The organism is Cellulomonas sp. HD19AZ1, from assembly GCF_004535805.1.
In the GTDB taxonomy this organism is placed as follows: Bacteria; Actinomycetota; Actinomycetes; order Actinomycetales; family Cellulomonadaceae; genus Cellulomonas; species Cellulomonas iranensis.
This window is the reverse complement of the sequence record NZ_SPHX01000005.1, coordinates 390046-407691: the sequence shown is the minus strand read 5'-3', so window position 1 is coordinate 407691 and position 17646 is coordinate 390046. Positions and strand designations below refer to the sequence as shown.

Here is a 17646-nt window from a genome sequence, read left to right as displayed (position 1 = left end):
CGATGTGCGTATCTCAGTCATCGGTTGCGGTTACCTCGGGGCGGTCCATGCGGCGAGCATGGCGTCCCTCGGCCACGACGTCGTCGGGGTCGACGTCGATCCCGGGAAGGTCGCCCGCCTCGCGGCCGGCACGGCCCCGTTCTACGAGCCCGGGCTGCCCGAGCTCCTCGCGGAGGTCGGCGACACCGGGCGCCTGACCTTCAGCACCGACATGGCCGACGCCGCGGGTGCCCGCGTGCACTTCCTCTGCGTCGGGACGCCCCAGCAGCACGGCGAGTTCCGCGCCGACCTGTCCTACGTCGAGTCGGCGTTCGAGGCGCTCGTGCCGCACCTCGCGCCCGGCGACGTCGTCGCGGGCAAGTCGACCGTGCCGGTCGGCACCGCCGAGGACCTCGCCCGCCGCCTCGTCGGCACGGGCGTGACGCTCGTCTGGAACCCCGAGTTCCTGCGCGAGGGCTTCGCGGTCCAGGACACGCTGCACCCCGACCGGCTGGTCTACGGCCTGCCGTCGGAGGAGGGCGTGCCGACGCCCGAGGGCGACGCGGCGCGCGCCCTGCTCGACGAGGTCTACGCGACGCCGCTGGCCGAGGGCACACCCCTCGTCGTGACCGACTACGCGACGGCCCAGCTCGTCAAGGTCGCCGCCAACTCGTTCCTCGCGACGAAGATCTCGTTCATCAACGCGATGGCCGAGCTGTGCGAGGCGACGGGCGCCGACGTGACACGTCTGGCCGACGCGATCGGCTACGACGCGCGCATCGGCCGGCGCTTCCTCAACGCCGGGCTCGGCTTCGGCGGCGGCTGCCTGCCCAAGGACATCCGCGCGTTCATGGCCCGCGCCGGTGAGCTCGGCGTCGACCAGGCGCTGTCGTTCCTGCGCGAGGTCGACGCGATCAACATGCGCCGCCGCGTGCGCGTCGTCGACCTCGTGCGGGAGGTCAGCGCCGGGTCGATCGTGGGGCGCCGGATCGCGGTGCTCGGCGCCGCGTTCAAGCCCGACAGCGACGACGTCCGCGACTCGCCGGCGCTGTCCGTCGCCGCGCAGATGCAGCTGCAGGGTGCGCAGGTCACCGTGACGGACCCGCAGGCCGTCGAGAACGCGCGCGCGAAGTGGCCCGACATCAAGTTCGCGTCCTCCGCGCAGGAGGCCGTGCAGCAGGCGGACGTCGTGGTGCTCGCCACCGAGTGGGCGGAGTACCGCGCGCTCGACCCCGCGGAGCTCGGCGGCCTCGTCGCGCGGCGCGCGATCGTCGACGGCCGCAACGTGCTGGACCCCGCGGCCTGGCGTGCCGCCGGGTGGACCTACCGGGCGCTCGGGCGCCCCTGACGACCGGTCGTCGGCCCCCGACCTCGACGGGCGGGGTCAGGGGCCGACGAGCACGAGCGAGCAGAGCACCTGGTCCGCGTCGGGCACGCACGCGGCGGCGGCCTGCGTGAGCGCCGGGTCCTCGACGTTGGCGCGGTGCCCGGCCGAGCCCAGCCAGGCGTCGACGACGTCGGCCGGGGGAGCGGCCGCGCGCGAGAGGTTCTCGGCCGCGGTGCCCAGGGGTGCGCACGCCGTGAGCACGGGCCCGAGCGGCGCGTGCTCGAGATCGGCCCCGACGAGGGCGGCGGCGCGCTCGCCGGCCGGGCCCTGCGCGCACGGTGCGGCCTGCCACGCGGGCAGGCCCGCGGCGGTGCGCGCCGCGTCCGCGGCCGCGAGCAGCTGCGCCGCGTAGGCGTCGAGGTCCGTGCTGGGCCACGGTGACGACGCGGTGCGCGGCGACGAGGAGGGGCGCGGCGCCGCGTCACGGAACGCGGCCGCGGCGACCGCCCCGCCGCCCAGCAGCGCCGCGCCGACGAGCAGCCCCGTCGCCACCAGGCCCGGGCGCGACCGGCGCGGCGCGCGCGCGGCGTCAGGACGAGGCACGGGCCCAGTGCATCGCGACGTCGTAGCGGTCCCAGCGCGCGGCACCCGACGCCGGTGCCTGGGTCGCGTTGACCAGGACGGCGGTCTCGCGCAGCGTCAGGCCCAGCAGGCGGGCCCGCGCCAGCACCTCGCCGCCCGGGTCGGCCCACCGCGGCGCCCGCGCGGGCGCGGGGCTGCGGTGCCGGTCGACCGCGCCGCGGGCGGCGGTCAGCGCGACGACGTCGGTGCGTGCGGCGTGCTCGAGCACCGCGGCGTGCACCGCGTGGTCCTCGGCGCCGAGCCGGGCGCCGCGCTCGAGGTGCGTGTCGAGCAGCAGCGCGTCGACGGGCAGCTCGTCGAGCGCGACCAGCGGCTCGCGTCCGGCCCCGTACCCGGTGAGCACCACGCGGTGCCCGCGCGCCCGCAGCGTGCGCAGGGCCTCGACGACCTCGGGGAGGTCGGCGAGCCAGGCGGCGACGCCCACCCACACGTCCGGCGGGCAGCGGTCGAGGAGCGCCTGGACGAGCGTGCCGCGCGCCGGGCCGGTGCCGGACAGCACGGCGGTCGCGTCCCACACGACGGGTCCGTCGTCGACGTCGGGCACGACGACCCGGGCGACGGCCTCGCTCGTCGCGACGGCGGCGTCGGCGAACCGGGGGGACCGGGTCACGGCGAGGAGCCCCTCGGCGCGTTCGGCGTGGGGCCCGTCGGCGCCGTAGGCGTGCAGCCGCACCTGCGTGCCGAAGCGCGCGCCGGTCGTGGCGTCCCACAGCGGGCGACGGGTCGCGCGCAGGTCGGCCCAGGGGTCCTGCGCGGGCAGCGAGCCGCGCGGTGCGACCATCCGCTCGACGGCGCGTGCGACGACGTCGGACGAGTCGCGCGCGGGCCCCTGCGCCGTCGTGACGAGCGGGGCGGGGCCGGCGGCCCGGTCCAGCTGGGCGTGCAGCTCGGGCAGGCGCGCGCGCAGCGTGCGGGCGTCCTCGGGGGTCGACACGACGAGGGCGGCCGCGGCGGCCTCGCCGATCGCGACGACCGACCCCGCGCGGTCGGCCCACCGTTCGAGGTCGCGGCACAGGACCCGCTCGGCGGCGTCGAGGCCGCGCGCGCGGCCGGGCAGCGCGCGCGTGGTGGGCGTGTCGAAGCCGAGGGCCACGACGGTGAGCACGGCGGACTCGCTGCGGATGCGGTCGCACTCGGAGCCGAGCGAGACGGGCGTGGCGCGGTGCGTCACGGGGTCGGTCGACGACGCCAGCAGGCGCTCGACCGCCAGGGCGTCGCTCGCGACGTCCCAGTCCGAGCCCTTCGTCACGATTCCCTCCCCATCGTCCGACTGTTCCGCACCGACGGGTGCGGGCGCAAGGCGGGTCCACGGCAGGTCGTGACTGCAGGTAATGATGTAAAGTAATGACCTGTGACCATCGCACCGGATCCCCCGCAGTCCGCCGGGCTCGCCGCTCCCGACGCCCACGCGGCCGTGCACCCGGACCTCGCGCTCGCCACCGAGCTGCGCGTCACGCTCGGCCGCACCACCCGCCGGCTCAAGGGCGAACGCGGCGACGCGGGCCTGTCCGACCCTCAGTTCAACGTCCTCGCGATCCTCCTGCGCGAGGGCCCCATGACCCCCGGGCGCCTCGCCGAGCACGAGCGCATCGCCGCGCCCGCCATGACCCGCACCGTCAACTGCCTCGTCGAGCGCGGGCTCGTGCGCAAGGACGAGCACCCCACCGACGGCCGCCAGGTCGTCGTGTCCCTCACGCCGCAGGGCGAGGGCGAGGTCACCGAGACCCGCCGCCGCCGCGACGCCTGGCTGTCCGCCCGCCTCGCCGGGCTGACGGCGGCCGAGCGCGCGACCCTCGTGGCGGCGTCCGACCTGCTCCGGAGGATCGCCGCGTCGTGAGCTCCACGTTCTCGTCCCTGTCGTACCGCAACTACCGCTTCTGGTTCGCCGGCGCCCTCGTGGCGAACGTCGGCACCTGGATGCAGCGCGTCGCGCAGGACTGGCTCGTCCTCACCGAGCTCTCGGACGAGTCGGGCGTCGCCGTCGGCATCACGACCGCGCTGCAGTTCGCGCCGACGCTCGTGCTGTCCGCGTGGGCGGGGCTGCTCGCCGACCGGTTCGACCGGCGCAAGCTGCTCGTGCTGACGCAGGTCGCGCAGGGCGCGCTCGCGGCGGGCCTCGGTGCCCTGGTGCTGTCCGGGCACGCGCAGCTGTGGCACGTGTACGCGTTCGCGGGCCTGCTCGGGGTCGTGACGGCGATCGACGCGCCCGTGCGGCAGACCTTCGTCGCCGAGCTCGTGCCGCAGTCGCGGCTCTCGAACGCCGTCGGCCTCAACAGCGCGTCCTTCAACGCGGCACGGCTCATCGGACCGGGGCTCGCGGGCCTGCTCATCGCGGCCGTCGGCAGCGGCTGGGTGTTCGTCATCAACGCGGCGACGTTCGCCGCGACCATCGGCTCGCTCGCGCTCATGCGCCGGTCCGAGCTCTACCCGATGCCGCACGCGCCGCGGGCCAAGGGGCAGATCCGCGAGGGCATCGCCTACGTGCGCAACCGGTCCGACATCCTCGTCATCATGGTCGTCGTCGGCGTGGTCTCGACCTTCGGGCTGAACTTCCAGCTCACGAGCGCGCTCATGGCGCGCACCGAGTTCGGGCGGGGCGCGCAGGAGTACGGCGTGCTCGGCTCGGTGCTCGCGATCGGCTCGCTCACCGGTGCGCTGCTCGCGGCCCGGCGCGACCGCCCGCGCGTGCGCCTCGTGATCGGCGCGGCGTTCGGGTTCGGGGTCGCGACGGGCGTGCTCGCGCTGATGCCGACGTACACGTCGTTCGCGGTCGCCTGCATCCCCGTGGGCCTCGCGTCGCTCACGATGATGACGGCGGCGAACTCGAGCATCCAGATGTCGACCGACCCGGCGATGCGCGGCCGGGTGATGTCGCTCTACATGATCGTGTTCCTCGGGGCGACGCCCGTGGGGTCGCCGGTCGTCGGGTGGATCGGCGAGACGTTCGGGGCCCGCTGGTCGATCGGCATCGGCTCGATCACGGCGCTCCTCGTGTCGGTCGGTGCGGCGTGGTGGGCGCGCAGGCGCTGGGACGTGCGCGTGCGCTACCGCGTGGGCGCACGGCCGCACCTGCAGGTGCTGCACCCGGCGGACCGGGCGCGGGCGTCGCAGCGCGTGGCCGCGCAGGACGCCGCGGACGCGCAGCACGCCGCCTGACGCCACGGCGTCGCACGCGGGGCGCCGTGGTCCGACCGGGCGAACTGCGGGGTGAAAGCCGCCACGCCCGACATGTCCGGAAAGCGTGCTGTGTCACGATCCACGCATGGACGTGACGCCGACGGTGACGGGCCGGCCCGCCGAGGCCGCCCCTCCGCTCCGGCCGCCGCAGGCGGGCGGGACCCCGCGCCCGCACCGGGGGCGGACCGTGCGGCGCGCGCTCGCCGGGCTGCTCCTGCTGGTGGTGCTCGCCGGTGCGTGGGTCGGCTTCCGCGCGTGGCAGGCGGCGACGGCGCTGCAGGACGCGCGGCGGCAGCTCGCGGGCGTCGACCTCGACGCCGCGGCGCTCACGTCCGCCGGGGACCTCACGGGCCTGCACGCCGCGACGTCCCGGGCCGCGGCCGCCGCCGAGGACCCCGTGTGGCGGCTCGCCGAGCACGTCCCGTGGCTCGGGGACCAGCTCGCGGCCGTGCGCGTCGTCGCGACCTCGCTCGACGACGTCGTCGCCGGCGCGCTGCCCGCGGCCGACGACCTCGCCGTGCTGCTCGACGGCGGCGCCCGCGGGGCCGACGGCCGGTTCGACCTGGCGGCGCTCGGCGCGGTGGCGACGCGCGTGGCGGACGCGGCGGGCGCGGTCTCCGCGGCGCGCGAGCGGCTCGACCGCGTGGAGCCCGACGCCCTCGTCGGGCCCCTCGCGGGCCCGGTGCGGCAGGCGCAGGGCGCCGTGGACCGCCTGGACCGCGCGGTCGGCCCCGCGGCGCGCGTGGCGGGCGTGCTGCCCGCGATGCTCGGGGCCGACGGGCCGCGCACGTACCTGGTGCTCGCGCTCAACCCGGCCGAGCTGCGCGCGGCGGGCGGCATCGTGGGTGCGGTCGTCGAGGTGCGCGTGGCCGACGGCGCCGTCGACGTCGTGGCGATCCGCACCACGGCCGACCTGCGCGGCGTGCGCGACCCCGTGCTGCCGCTGACCGACGAGGAGCGCGCGCTGTGGGGCGACGGGCTGGGCCGGTGGGTGCAGAACGCGTCCTCGACCCCCGACTTCCCGCGCACCGCGGCGCTCGTGGCGGCCCACTGGGCCACCGTGTCGGGCGACCCGGTGGACGGCGTGCTCGGCACCGACCCGGTCGCCGTCGCGGCGCTGGTCGACGCCACGGGCCCCGTGCCCGACCCCGACGGCGGCGCGCTCGCGGGCGACGGCCTCGTCCGGGCGCTGCTGCGTGACGCGTACGTGCGGCACCCGGGGGCGGAGGCCTCCGACGCGTACTTCGCGCACGTCGCGTCGAACGTCGTGGCGGCGGTCGGCGCCGGGCAGGGCGACCCGCAGCGCCTGCTCGCCGCCGGGCGGCGCGCGGTCGACGAGCGGCGGCTGCGCGTCTGGTCGGCGCGTGCCGACGAGCAGCGCGTCCTGGCGGCGACGGTCGCCGGGGGAGCGTTCACGTCGGGCCCGTTCGCCGACGACCCCGGCCTCTTCCTCGACGACGCGACCCAGGGCAAGCTCGGCGCCTACCTCGACGCCGACGTGACGTTCCGTGACGCCCGCTGCGTGGGGCCGGACCCCTCCGTGACGGCGGTCGTGCGCCTGCACCTCGAGCCGCCGGGCGCCGTCGCGTCGGCGTTGCCGGTCGTCGTCGGCGCGCCGGGCGAGGGCGTCGCGCCCGGGACGCTCCTGACGTCGGTGTCGGCGTGGTCGGGGCGCGACGGCGAGCCGCTCGTGGTCCGGCGGGACGGCGCGCCGGCCACGGGCCGCGTGACGCGCGCCGACGGTCGCGTCGTCGTGCAGGTCGCGTCCCGGCTCGCGCCCGGGGCGACCCAGGAGCTCGCGGTCGACCTGCCGCTGCACGACGGGGCCGTGACGCTGTGGACCACGCCGACCGTGACGTCGCCCGGTGCGGCGACCTTCCGGTGCCCCTCCTGACCGGTCGACCACGCCCGGACGGGTGAAAGACGCCCGAGACGTCCGAATCACCCGTCCAGGAGTAGGCCAGGGGCTCTCGACGCGCGAAGATGGTCCCGAATTGTCCGTTTCTTCTCACCCCGTCTCGGGAGGCAGCCATGCGCACGTCCGTCCGGGTCTGCGCCGTCGCAGGCCTTCTCCTGCTCATGACCGGGCTCGCCCCGACGGTCGCCACCGCCGCCCCGAGCGACGTCGCCGCGGCCGACGACTGCACGCGCGGCACCGACGACTACGGGGCCGAGCTGCCCTGCGAGGTCGACGTCGCGGCGCTGAGCGCGGTGTGCGACGCCGACGTCCCGCGCCTGCAGTACGCGCTGGACCCCGTGGGCACCGACCACCGCACCGTCACGATCACGTTCGTCAACCCGACCGGCGGGCCGGACGTCGTCTACGCCGACCAGCCGCTGTCCGGCTCGGTGCCGTGGCCCGGCGCCGTGACCGACGCGTCGGGGCGCGGGGTCGACTGGCCGGGCTGGCGCCTCGAGGGCGGCCGCTGGGTCGAGGGCGACGAGTACGACTGGGCGCGCGGCTCGGTCCAGGTCGACTTCCACGTCAACCCGACCGCGTCGGCCGTCACGACGTACCCGCAGTCCTCCGCGAGCTGCCTCACGTCGCCCGAGCGGTCCGACGTGCTCGTCGCCGGCGGCGACGTCGCGTCGGCGGCCGGGCCGCGCGTCCGTGCCGAGGTGCTGTCCGCCACGGGGGCGACCGCGGGACCGGTCGTCCTGGTCGGGGCCGGCCTGGTGCTGGCCGGGGCGGCCGGGGTGCTGGTCGCACGCCGTCGCCGCGCCTGACGCGCGGGTCGCGCCTGACGCGACGGAGCCCGGCACCGCGCGGTGCCGGGCTCCGTCGCGTCGTCCTGCCGGCGGGTCAGACGAGCTGCGCGACCACGTGGTCGACGCACGCCGTGAGCGCGCGCACGTCCTGCGGGTCGACCGCGGGGTACATGCCGACGCGCAGCTGGTTGCGGCCGAGCTTGCGGTACGGCTCGATGTCCACCACGCCGTGCCGGCGCAGCACGGCCGTCACGGTCGGTGCGTCGATCTCGGGCGCGAGGTCCACGGTCCCCACGACCGGCGAGCGCAGCGCGGGGTCGGCGACGAACGGCGTCGCCCAGTCGCGGCTCTCGGCCCACGCGTACAGGTGCCCCGACGACTCGGCGGTGCGGGCCGCGGCCCACGCGAGCCCGCCGTGCGCGAGCATCCACTCGACCTGCTCGGCCAGCAGCACGAGCGTCGCGACCGCGGGCGTGTTGAGGGTCTGCTCGGCGCGCGAGTTGGTGACCGCGGTCGTGAAGGACAGGAACTCGGGCACCCAGCGGCCCGACGCCTCGACGCGGGCGGCGCGCTCGACGGCCGCGGGCGACGCGAGCGCGAGCCACAGCCCGCCGTCCGACGCGAACGACTTCTGCGGCGCGAAGTAGTAGACGTCGGTCTGCGCGACGTCGAGCGTGGTGCCGCCGGCCGACGACGTGCCGTCGACGACCACGAGCGCGCCGGACTCGCGCGACCCCGGCACGCGCCGCACGGGCGCGATCGCGCCCGTCGACGTCTCGTTGTGCGGCCAGGCGTACGTGTCGGCGCCGTCGACGAACGCGGGGACCGCGACCTCGCCGGCCGGTGCCGACACGACGTGCGACGGCTCGAGGAACGGCGCGCGCGTGGTCGCGGCGGCGAACTTGGCGCCGAACTCGCCGAACCGCGCGTGCGCGGCGCGGCGCTCCACGAGGCACAGCGTGGCGACGTCCCAGAACGCGGTCGAGCCGCCGTTGCCCAGCACGACCTCGTAGCCGTCGGGCAGGTCGAACAGCGTCGCGAGGCCCGAGCGCACGCGCGCCACGACGTCCCGCACGGCGGCCTGCCGGTGCGACGTGCCCAGCACCGTGCGCCCGACCGCGGCCAGCGCCTCGACCTGCTCGGGGCGCACGAGCGAGGGGCCGGACCCGAACCGGCCGTCGCGCGGCAGGAGGTCGGCGGGGATCGTCACACGGGCGAGGGCGTCGGCGGCGGGCACGAGGCGAGGATAACGACGCCCGACCTGCGGCCCGCAGCCCGTTCACGTGGGCGGGTCCGACTACCCTGGGCACCTGAGGCGGTCCCGCAGCACGGGCCGTGGCACGCGACGTGGGAGGCCGAGCGGTGAGCGACCTGATCGACACGACCGAGATGTATCTCAAGACGATCTACGAGCTCACCGAGGAAGGCATCACCCCGCTGCGTGCGCGCATCGCCGAGCGGCTCGGGCACTCCGGCCCGACGGTCTCGCAGACCGTCGCCCGCATGGAGCGCGACGGCCTCGTGGTCGTCACGGGGGACCGGCACCTGGAGCTCACGCCCGACGGCCAGTCGAAGGCCGTGCGGGTCATGCGGAAGCACCGTCTCGCCGAGCGGCTCCTCACCGACGTCATCGGCCTGGACTGGCCCCACGTCCACGAGGAGGCGTGCCGCTGGGAGCACGTCATGAGCGAGCGCGTCGAGCAGCGGCTCGTGGCGCTGCTCGACCACCCGCACTTCGACCCGTACGGCAACCCGATCCCCGGGCTCGACGAGATCGGGGAGGCGCGCACCGAGGTGCGGTTCCTCGACGGCGTCGTGCCGCTCACCGGCGAGCGGGCCGCCGCCGGCGGCACCGCGGTCGTCGCGCGCATCGCCGAGCCGCTGCAGGTCGACGTCGAGCTGCTCGCGCGGCTCGCCGAGGCGGGCGTGCAGCCGGGTGCGCACATCACGGTCGAGCGCGTGGCGGGCGTCGTGACGGTCGGCGTCGCGGGCTCCGGCACGGTCCTGGACCTGCCCGAGGACGTCGCGCGCCACATCTTCGTCGGGGTCTGAGCCCGCGCGCGGGCCGTGCCCGTCGCGCAGGTCGTCGACCCGTCGGGACCCACGAGGGCGGCCCCGCACCGGACCGGTGCGGGGCCGCCCTCGTCGTGCCGTCGTGCCGCCGTCGACGTGCGCGCGTCAGGTGTCGACGACTCGAAGGTTGGCCTGGCGTGTCGCGCGGCGTGTCGGACGTCGGTCCATGACCTCCCCGAGATCTTCGTGACCAGAGCGTGACAATCGCGCCGGGGGTCATGTACGTTCGTCCTGCTTCTCGGAACCCTCCTCCGTGGAGCCCTCGAGCGGAACGCCGAACCCTGCCGCCGCTCGCAGGTCCGTACGACTCGCCGGCAGGGGCGGGGGAACCACTTTGCGGGTACCGGTGACGGTGCCCTTGGGGTGAAGCCGGGCGGACGGTACGGCAGCACGCACGAAGGTGCGGGTGGCCGTGGCGGACGACCGGCCGGGTGATCTCCCACCCGAACCCGACAGCTCACCTCGTAGGCGCCAGGAGAGGCACCACGTTGTCCGAAAGCACCACCCGGGCGCGACACCGCGCCGCGCGTCGTCCTTCGACGCCGCTCACCGAGCTGGCCTCCGCCGCGTCGGAGCAGATGGGGACCGTCGGTCGGCGCACCGCCGTCGTCGCGGCCTCGTCGGGTCTCATGGTCTCGATGGTCGCGGTCCCCGCGACCGCCGCGGACCACGTCGCCGCCCCCGCGCTCGCCGCCGTCGACACGGCCGCCCTCACGGCCTCCGCGCGTGCGGTCCTCAACACGTCCCCCGTGGTCGCGTCGCCCGCCGAGGCCGTGTTCACGGTCGACGCACCGGCCGTCACGGCCGAGAAGCCGGCCCCGCCGCCGCCGCCGGAGCCGGTCCGCACGCGGACGGCGTCCCGCACGGCCGAGCGTGCGGCCGCGACCCCCGCGGCGCAGACGCAGGCGACCAACAACCCGATCCCGCAGTCGGTCTCCGGCAACGCGGTGCTCGAGGTCGCGGCGCGCTACGTCGGCGTCCCGTACGTCTCGGGCGGCTCGACGCCCGACGGGTTCGACTGCTCGGGCTTCACGTCGTACGTGTACGCCCAGCTCGGCATCTCGCTGCCGCGGACCTCGTCCGCCCAGCGCAACGCCGGCCAGGTCGTCTCCCGCGCCGACGCCCAGCCGGGCGACCTGATCTGGAGCCCCGGCCACATCGGCATCTACGCCGGTGGCAACCAGATGATCGACGCCCCTCGACCGGGCAAGACGATCCAGTTCCGGTCGATCTGGCAGAGCAACCCCACGTTCATCCGGATCGGCTGAGCCGGTCCGATGCCGCGAGGCCCCGACGACGTCCACGTCGTCGGGGCCTCGTCGCGTTCTCCCGGGCCGCAAAGGACGTGCGCGTACGCTGGTCCGGCATTCACGCTGTTCCTCGCCCACGGCCGGCAGCCAGCCGGTCCGACCACCGGGAGTGCACCGTGCTGACGACCGCCGCCGACCAGGCCCCCCGCACCGACGCGCGCGCGGACGTGCCCGCGCGGACGCTGCTGCTCAACGCGAGCGGCGAACCGCTCTGCATCGTCACGCTGCACCGCGCGGTGGTGCTCGTCATGACCGGCAAGGCGACCGTCCTGGAGTCCGACGGTCACGTGCTGCACTCCGCGCGCGTGCAGATGCCCGCGCCCGTCGTGCTGGTGCTCACGCGGTACGTGCGCGTGCCCACGCGGCGTCCCGTGCCGCCGACGCGGCGCACGGTCCTGCAGCGCGACGACCACCGCTGCGCGTACTGCGGGGGCGGCGCCGACACCGTGGACCACGTGCACCCGCGGTCGCGCGGCGGCCGGCACGAGTGGACCAACGTCGTCGCGGCGTGCCGGCGCTGCAACCACCGCAAGGCCGACCGCACGCTGCACGAGCTCGGCTGGGAGCTGCCCTTCCTGCCGCGCGCCCCGCGCTGGTCCGTCACGGTCGGCGGCGCCGCCGGGCGGCCCGAGCCGGCGTGGTCGCCGTACCTCGTCGCCTGACGCGCGACCCGCGCGGACCCGGTGCCGTCGGGCGCCGCGCCCTGTGCCACGATGGCAGGGCCGGACCATCGGGCGCACCGGGGCGCCGCACGCGACGCAGGAGGGCGACATGACGCGCGAGCACGAGATCCTCGTGGGGGTCGACGGGTCCACGGCGAGCCTGCACGCGCTCGACTGGGCCGCCGCCGAGGCGCGGACCCGCGGACTGGGGCTGCGCGTGCTCGTCGCCTACTCGTTGCCGTCGTTCACCGCCGCGTCCCTCGACGGGGGCTACGCCGCGCTCGACGACGACACCATCCGCGCGGGTGCGCAGGCCGTGCTCGACGAGGCGCTGGGGCACCTCGGCTCGCCGGGGGTCCCCGTGCAGGGGCGTGTCGTCACGGGCGACGCGGCGGCGGCGCTGGTCGAGGAGTCGCGACGCGTCGAGCTCGCGGTCGTCGGCACGCGGGGCCGCGGCGGCTTCGCCGACCGGCTGCTGGGCACCGTGTCGTCGGCGCTGCCGGCGCACGGCTGGTGCCCGACGGTCGTCGTCCCGCTGCGGGGCGACGACGGGCACCCGCTGCCCGACGGGGAGGTCCCGCTGCTGCGTCCCGTGCGCCGCATCGTCGTGGGCGTCGACGGGTCGGCGCCCGCCGAGGCGGCGCTGCGCGCGGCGATCCGCGAGGCAGCCGCGTGGGGTGCCGAGCTGTTCGCGGTGTCGGGCGTGCCGATCGCGTCGATGGCGGGTGCGCTCGCGTGGCTCCCGTCGGCGGTCGACCACGAGCAGGTCCTGAGCGACGCGCAGGAGGGCCTCGACGTGGTCGTCGACCGCGCGCTGGCCGGGCACCCGGGCGTCGTGGTGCAGCGGCGCGTGCTGGACGGCACGGGCGCGGAGCTGCTCACGGAGTTCTCGGAGGCCACCGACCTCATCGTTGTGGGGTCGCGCGGTCGGGGCGGGTTCGCCGGGCTGCTGCTGGGCTCGACGAGCCAGGCCGTGCTGCACCACGCGCGGTGCCCGGTGATGGTCGTGACGACGCGCTGCGAGGACCCGGCCGCGGGCTGAGGTCGAGCGCGGTCCGGGGTCAGGCGTCCCGGGGCGCGTCCGGCGCGGCGACCGCGGTCGCGGGCACGGCGTCGGGTCGGCGCACGAGTGCCGACAGGACGACCGTCGAGCGGGTGCGCGCCACGAACGGCTCGGCGGCGAGCCGCTCGACGACCTCCTCGAGGTGCCGCATGTCCCGTGCGCGGACCTGCACGACGAGGTCGACGTCGCCCGTCACGGTCGACGCGGTGACGACCTCGGGGTAGCGCTCGACGGCCGTGCGCATGGTCGCGGGGCTCGTGGAGCCCTGGCAGAAGATCTCGACGAACGCCTCGGTGTGCCAGCCCAGCGCGGCGGGGTCGAGCTGCACGGTCCAGCCGCGGATCACGCCGCGCTCGCGCAGCCGGTCGACGCGTCGTTTGACGGCGGGTGCCGAGAGCGAGACCTCCGCCCCGACCTGGGCGAACGTCGCGCGGGCGTCGCGTGCGAGCGCGCGCAGGATGGCGCGGTCGAGGGAGTCGAGCCGGTCGGGGTCCACGGCACCCATCGTGGTCCATCGAGACGACCGCGCCCTGATCGCCGCAAATGCACGGATGTGCAGGACATCTGGCCATATGTGCCACCGATTGCGACACGCAGCCTCACGTCGGAGGCTGCACGTGCCGATGCGTCCAGCAGGCGCGACGACGTGGGGGAGACCATGAGCGAACGGCAGGGCACCGGGGCAGGCCGCGACGGCCGACCCGCGGGGGGTGCCGCGGCGCCCGTCGAGGCACCTGCACGCGCGGTCCCCCTGATCCCCACCCAGGCGGGGCACGTGCTGTCGGGCCCCGTCCCGGTCGTCCCCGCGTCCGGTGTGCCGCAGCAGCGCACGCCCGCGAACGGCGACCCCGGCGAGCCCCCGGCCACGGACGCCGCGTCGCCCGCGTACCCGTCGCACCGGCGCCAGGTCGTCGCGCTGCTCACCGCCGCGGCCGTCCTGGTCTCCGCGGGCGGCGTGTGGGCCGTGCAGCAGGAGCGTGCGGCGCGCGCGGACGCGGCCCGTGCCGCGCAGGCCCGCGTCGACGCCGTGCGCGCGGGCGTGGGCGACGAGCTCGCGGCCGCCCGCGTCGACGGCGTCGTGGCGGGTGCCGCGGTCGCGACGGTGCAGCGCGCGGCGGCCGGTGACCAGGCGCGTGCGGCGGTCGAGCACGCGTCGGCGACGCTCGCGTCCGCACCGCAGGCGGGCGACGGACCGCGCGGCGCGCTCCAGCAGGCGATCGACGCGACGTCCGGGGCGGTGGGTGCACCGGCCGTCTCGCTCACGACGCTCCGGACCGTGACGGCCGGTCTCGCGGCGCCCGAGAAGGGCGTCGTCGACGCGCAGGCCGCGTGGCAGGCCGCCGAGGACGCGCGCGTCGCGGCCGAGGAGGCGGCACGTGCCGCCGCCGCGCAGGCGGCCGCCGCGCGCGCGCCGAAGGCCGCGACCACGCGTCGCGCGCCCGCTCCCGCCCGCAGCGGCGGCGCCGCCGCGGCCGCACCCGCCGCGCCCGCCGCTGCGGGACTGCCCGTGGCCGGTTCCGAGGGCTCCGCGGGGGCCGTGGGAGCGGCGCTCAACGCGCACCGCGTCGCCAACGGGCTCGGCGAGCTGAGCATCGTGCGGTCGGGGGCGCGCGTCGAGCATGCGATGCAGATGGCGGCGTCCGACAGCATCTGGCACTCGGGTACGCGCGCGGGGTCGGCGAAGGCCCGGCCCGAGATCGTCGGGCGCGTGAGCCCCGGCGACGCGACCCGCATGATCCGGGCCTACGCCAACTCGAGCGGCCACAACGCGCAGATGCTCGGCGCGTACTCGACCGCGTACGTCGGCGTCGTCATGCACGACGGGTGGATGTACACGTCGATCACGTTCGGCTGACGGGGCCGCGCGGCGGGTCGTGCGACGGGGGTCGGCCGGGGCGGGTGGCAGGATGGCGCCCGCCCACCCGCCGCCCACGCGAGGAGAACGCCGTGCTCGCAGCGACCGTCCGCCCGTGCGCCGGGCCCGCCGAGCACGCGGCCCTGGCGCGCGTCTGGCGGCGCGCGGTCGACGCGACGCACGACTTCGTGGCGCCCGCCGACCTCGACGAGATCGAGTCGCAGCTCGTGCCCGCGTACCTGCCGGGCGTCCGGCTGACGGTCGCCGAGGCCGGCGGCGTCCCCGTCGGGTTCGCCGGCACGAGCGGCGACGAGCTCGCGATGCTGTTCGTGGACCCTTCCTGGCAGGGCAGGGGCGTCGGCGGCGCGCTGCTCGCGCACGTCGTGCACGAGCAGGGAGTGACGCGCGTCGACGTCAACGAGCAGAACGCGGCCGCCGCCGAGTTCTACGCGCGGCGCGGGTTCACGGTGGTGGGGCGCAGCGCGACCGACGAGGCCGGGCGGTCGTACCCGTTGCTGCACCTGCGGCTGACCGCCGCGGGCTGAGCCGGACGCGCGGCGGGCCGGCGCCCGGGCGCGCGCGGTGCGCACCCGGGCGGGCTCAGCGCGCCGTGAGCGCGTCCGTGAGGCGGTCGAGCGCGGTGTCGAGGTCCGCGACGTCGACCGTGAGCGGCGGCGCGAGGCGGATCGTCGCGCCGTGCGTGTCCTTCGCGAGCACGCCGCGCGCGAGCAGCCGCTCGCACAGCTCGCGACCGCTCGCCGGGCCCCCGGGGGCGGACGGTGCGACGTCGACGCCGGCCCACAGGCCGATCGTCCGCACGTCGGACAGCAGGCCGCGGTCGACCAGCGGGTCGAGGCGGTCGCCCACGTGCTCGCCGAGCGTGCGGGCGCGGGCCTGCAGCGTGCCGGGCGTCAGCAGGTCGACCACGGCGAGCGCGACCGCGCACGCGAGCGGGTTGCCGCCGAACGTCGAGCCGTGCGTGCCGGCGGTCAGGACCTCGAGCACGTCGGCGCGGCCGACCACCGCCGACACGGGCACGATCCCGCCGCCCAGCGCCTTGCCGAGCGTCACGAGGTCGGGCCGCACGTCGAACCGCTCGCACGCGAGCGTCGACCCCGTGCGGCCGAGGCCCGACTGGATCTCGTCCGCGACCAGCAGGACGCCCGCGTCGTCGCACGCGCGCCGCACGGCCGCGAGGTAGTCCAGCGGCGGCACGACCACGCCCTGCTCGCCCTGCACGGGTTCCAGCAGCACGGCGACGGTGGTCTCGTCGATCGCGCGCGCCAGGGCCGCCGCGTCGCCGTACGGCACGGTGACGAAGCCCGGCGTGAACGGACCGAACCCGCGGCGCGCGTCGGGGTCGGACGAGAACGACACGATCGTGGTCGTGCGGCCGTGGAAGTTGCCGTCGGCGACGACGACCGTCGCGCGGTCGGCGGGCACGCCCCGCACCTCGTAGCCCCACTTGCGGGACGCCTTGATCGCGGTCTCGACGGCCTCGGCGCCCGTGTTCATGGGCAGCACGAGGTGCGACGTGCCGGCCAGCAGCGGCCCGACGAGCCCGGCCAGCGCCTGCGCGAACGGCTCGAGCAGGTCGTGGTCGAACGCGCGGGAGGTCAGCGTGAGCCGGTCGAGCTGCGCGTGCGCGGCGGCCACGAGCGCCGGGTGCCGGTGGCCGAAGTTGAGCGCCGAGTACCCCGCGAGCATGTCGAGGTAGCGGCGACCGTCGGTGTCGGTGACCCACGCGCCCTCACCCGTCGCGAGCGTGACGGGCAGCGGGTGGTAGTTGGGCGCCAGGGCCGACCCGACGACGGGCGTGGTGGTCACCGGCGGATCTCCAGCGTGCAGCACTTCGCGCCGCCGCCGCCCTTGAGCAGCTCGGACGTGTCGACCGGGATCGGGGTGTAGCCGCGGTCGCGCAGCTCGCCCGCGAGGTGCGTCGCGCGCGGTGCCACGACGACGTGCAGACCGTCGGAGACCGCGTTGAGGCCGAGCGCCGCGGCGTCGTCGTCGGTCGCGACCACGGCGTCGGGGAAGAGGCGCTCGAGGACCGCGCGCGACCCGGCCGAGAACGCGGGCGGGTAGTACGCGACCTGCGGGGACGCGGGGTCGGACGACAGCACGGCGAGCGCGGTGTCGAGGTGGTAGTACCGGTCGTCGACGAGCTCGAGCGAGATCACGGGGCGGCCGACGAGCTCCTGCAGCTCGGCGTGCGACGCCCGGTCGGACCGGAACCCGGTGCCGGCCAGGATCAGGTCGCCGACGACCAGCAGGTCGCCCTCGCCCTCGTTGACCTGCTCGGCGGTGTGCGTGACGAAGCCGCGGTCCGCGAACCACTTCTGGTACGCGGGGCCCTCGGCGGCGCGCTCGGGGTAGCGGAAACGTGCCGAGTACACGACTCCGTCGACGACGGTGGCGCCGTTGGCCGCGTAGACCATGTCGGGCAGGCCGGGGATCGGGTCGATCGTCTCGACCGTGTGGCCGAGCTCGAGGTACGTGTCGCGCAGCGTGCGCCACTGGCGCACCGCCAGGTCGGTGTCCGTCACGCGCTGCGGGTCCATCCACGGGTTGATCCGGTAGGACACCGTGTAGTGGGTCGGCTCGCACATGAGGTAGTGGCGGGGCGTGGCACCGGGTGCGTGCGCGGTCATCGGGCTCCTCGAGGGGGACGGGGCCGCCACGGGGGTGGGGGCGGCCGACCCTTCGAGGGTACGAGCGTCGCGGCGTCCTCCTGGACAGGTGACGTTGCGCGTGCGGGCGCGATCCGTTGCGCTGTGGGTGCACGCAGGGTCGATCCGTTGCGTCGAAACGCCTGCGAAACACCGATCCCGCGCGTCGGCGTGCCGCGA

General features: G+C 76.5%; 17 protein-coding genes and 1 riboswitch. Of the genes, 11 read left to right on the top strand and 6 right to left on the bottom strand.

Features of this window, described 5'->3' with window-relative positions:
* The first annotated feature begins 4 nt into the window (after positions 1 to 4).
* Positions 5 to 1327 carry a UDP-glucose/GDP-mannose dehydrogenase family protein gene (locus tag E4A51_RS12930; protein WP_046530173.1) on the top strand — a complete coding sequence of 441 codons (1323 nt, stop codon included), beginning with the start codon at positions 5 to 7 and terminating at the stop codon, positions 1325 to 1327.
* Positions 1328 to 1363: 36 nt separating this feature from the next.
* On the opposite strand, the gene E4A51_RS12925 is transcribed toward E4A51_RS12930, so the two are convergent.
* The gene (locus E4A51_RS12925; protein WP_134851978.1) at positions 1364 to 1909 is read right to left on the bottom strand and encodes a CAP domain-containing protein; all 546 of its coding nucleotides are present in this window, start codon (positions 1907 to 1909) and stop codon (positions 1364 to 1366) included.
* On the bottom strand, positions 1896 to 3197 hold the full coding sequence (locus E4A51_RS12920; protein ID WP_134851977.1) for a hypothetical protein: 1302 nt from the start codon (positions 3195 to 3197) through the stop codon (positions 1896 to 1898). The genes E4A51_RS12925 and E4A51_RS12920 overlap by 14 nt, the downstream gene beginning before the upstream one ends.
* A 102-nt stretch (positions 3198 to 3299) precedes the next feature.
* On the opposite strand from E4A51_RS12920, the gene E4A51_RS12915 reads away from it, so the two are divergent.
* The 4 genes from E4A51_RS12915 to E4A51_RS12900 all read left to right on the top strand — a co-directional run bounded on the left by E4A51_RS12915 (position 3300) and on the right by E4A51_RS12900 (position 7852).
* Positions 3300 to 3785: a MarR family winged helix-turn-helix transcriptional regulator gene (locus E4A51_RS12915; RefSeq protein WP_370297501.1), complete on the top strand. Its 486-nt coding sequence runs from the start codon at positions 3300 to 3302 to the stop codon at positions 3783 to 3785.
* Positions 3782 to 5104, top strand: coding sequence for an MFS transporter (locus E4A51_RS12910; RefSeq protein WP_046530176.1), 1323 nt, complete (start codon positions 3782 to 3784; stop codon positions 5102 to 5104). The genes E4A51_RS12915 and E4A51_RS12910 overlap by 4 nt, the downstream gene beginning before the upstream one ends.
* Positions 5105 to 5210: 106 nt before the next feature.
* Positions 5211 to 7019 carry a DUF4012 domain-containing protein gene (locus E4A51_RS12905; RefSeq protein ID WP_134851976.1) on the top strand — a complete coding sequence of 603 codons (1809 nt, stop codon included), beginning with the start codon at positions 5211 to 5213 and terminating at the stop codon, positions 7017 to 7019.
* Positions 7020 to 7156: 137 nt separating this feature from the next.
* Positions 7157 to 7852 (top strand): LPXTG cell wall anchor domain-containing protein, encoded by a 696-nt coding sequence (locus E4A51_RS12900; RefSeq protein ID WP_134851975.1) that lies wholly within the window; start codon positions 7157 to 7159, stop codon positions 7850 to 7852.
* A gap of 76 nt (positions 7853 to 7928) precedes the next feature.
* Here the strand turns inward: E4A51_RS12900 and serC are convergent, their stop codons facing one another.
* Positions 7929 to 9071, bottom strand: coding sequence for a phosphoserine transaminase (serC, locus tag E4A51_RS12895; protein ID WP_240696471.1), 1143 nt, complete (start codon positions 9069 to 9071; stop codon positions 7929 to 7931).
* Between the two features lie 125 nt (positions 9072 to 9196).
* On the opposite strand from serC, the gene E4A51_RS12890 reads away from it, so the two are divergent.
* The 4 genes from E4A51_RS12890 (at position 9197) to E4A51_RS12875 (ending at position 12921) form a co-directional block, all read left to right on the top strand.
* A complete protein-coding gene (locus E4A51_RS12890; RefSeq protein ID WP_046530178.1) occupies positions 9197 to 9886 on the top strand; it encodes a metal-dependent transcriptional regulator in 690 nt (229 codons plus the stop codon).
* Positions 9887 to 10169: 283 nt separating this feature from the next.
* A riboswitch (cyclic di-AMP (ydaO/yuaA leader) is annotated at positions 10170 to 10392 on the top strand.
* Positions 10393 to 10395: 3 nt separating this feature from the next.
* Complete coding sequence (locus tag E4A51_RS12885; protein ID WP_046530179.1) at positions 10396 to 11175, top strand: C40 family peptidase; 780 nt, start codon at positions 10396 to 10398, stop codon at positions 11173 to 11175.
* 209 nt (positions 11176 to 11384) lie between these two features.
* Positions 11385 to 11879, top strand: coding sequence for an HNH endonuclease (locus tag E4A51_RS12880; protein ID WP_052748567.1), 495 nt, complete (start codon positions 11385 to 11387; stop codon positions 11877 to 11879).
* A 109-nt stretch (positions 11880 to 11988) separates the two neighbouring features.
* Complete coding sequence (locus tag E4A51_RS12875) at positions 11989 to 12921, top strand: universal stress protein (RefSeq protein ID WP_134851974.1); 933 nt, start codon at positions 11989 to 11991, stop codon at positions 12919 to 12921.
* Between the two features lie 19 nt (positions 12922 to 12940).
* On the opposite strand, the gene E4A51_RS12870 is transcribed toward E4A51_RS12875, so the two are convergent.
* Entirely contained in the window at positions 12941 to 13438 is a 498-nt protein-coding gene (locus tag E4A51_RS12870; protein ID WP_226236958.1) for an Lrp/AsnC family transcriptional regulator, read from the bottom strand.
* 162 nt (positions 13439 to 13600) lie between these two features.
* Between E4A51_RS12870 and E4A51_RS12865 the strand changes: the two genes are divergently transcribed.
* Both E4A51_RS12865 and E4A51_RS12860 read left to right on the top strand, forming a co-directional pair.
* Positions 13601 to 14797: a hypothetical protein gene (locus tag E4A51_RS12865; protein WP_134851972.1), complete on the top strand. Its 1197-nt coding sequence runs from the start codon at positions 13601 to 13603 to the stop codon at positions 14795 to 14797.
* A gap of 92 nt (positions 14798 to 14889) precedes the next feature.
* Complete coding sequence (locus E4A51_RS12860) at positions 14890 to 15342, top strand: GNAT family N-acetyltransferase (protein ID WP_134851971.1); 453 nt, start codon at positions 14890 to 14892, stop codon at positions 15340 to 15342.
* A 55-nt stretch (positions 15343 to 15397) separates the two neighbouring features.
* Here the strand turns inward: E4A51_RS12860 and rocD are convergent, their stop codons facing one another.
* Entirely contained in the window at positions 15398 to 16624 is a 1227-nt protein-coding gene (gene rocD / locus E4A51_RS12855) for an ornithine--oxo-acid transaminase (RefSeq protein ID WP_070318628.1), read from the bottom strand.
* The gene (ddaH, locus tag E4A51_RS12850) at positions 16621 to 17448 is read right to left on the bottom strand and encodes a dimethylargininase (RefSeq protein WP_046530184.1); all 828 of its coding nucleotides are present in this window, start codon (positions 17446 to 17448) and stop codon (positions 16621 to 16623) included. The genes rocD and ddaH overlap by 4 nt, the downstream gene beginning before the upstream one ends.
* Positions 17449 to 17646: the final 198 nt, after the last annotated feature.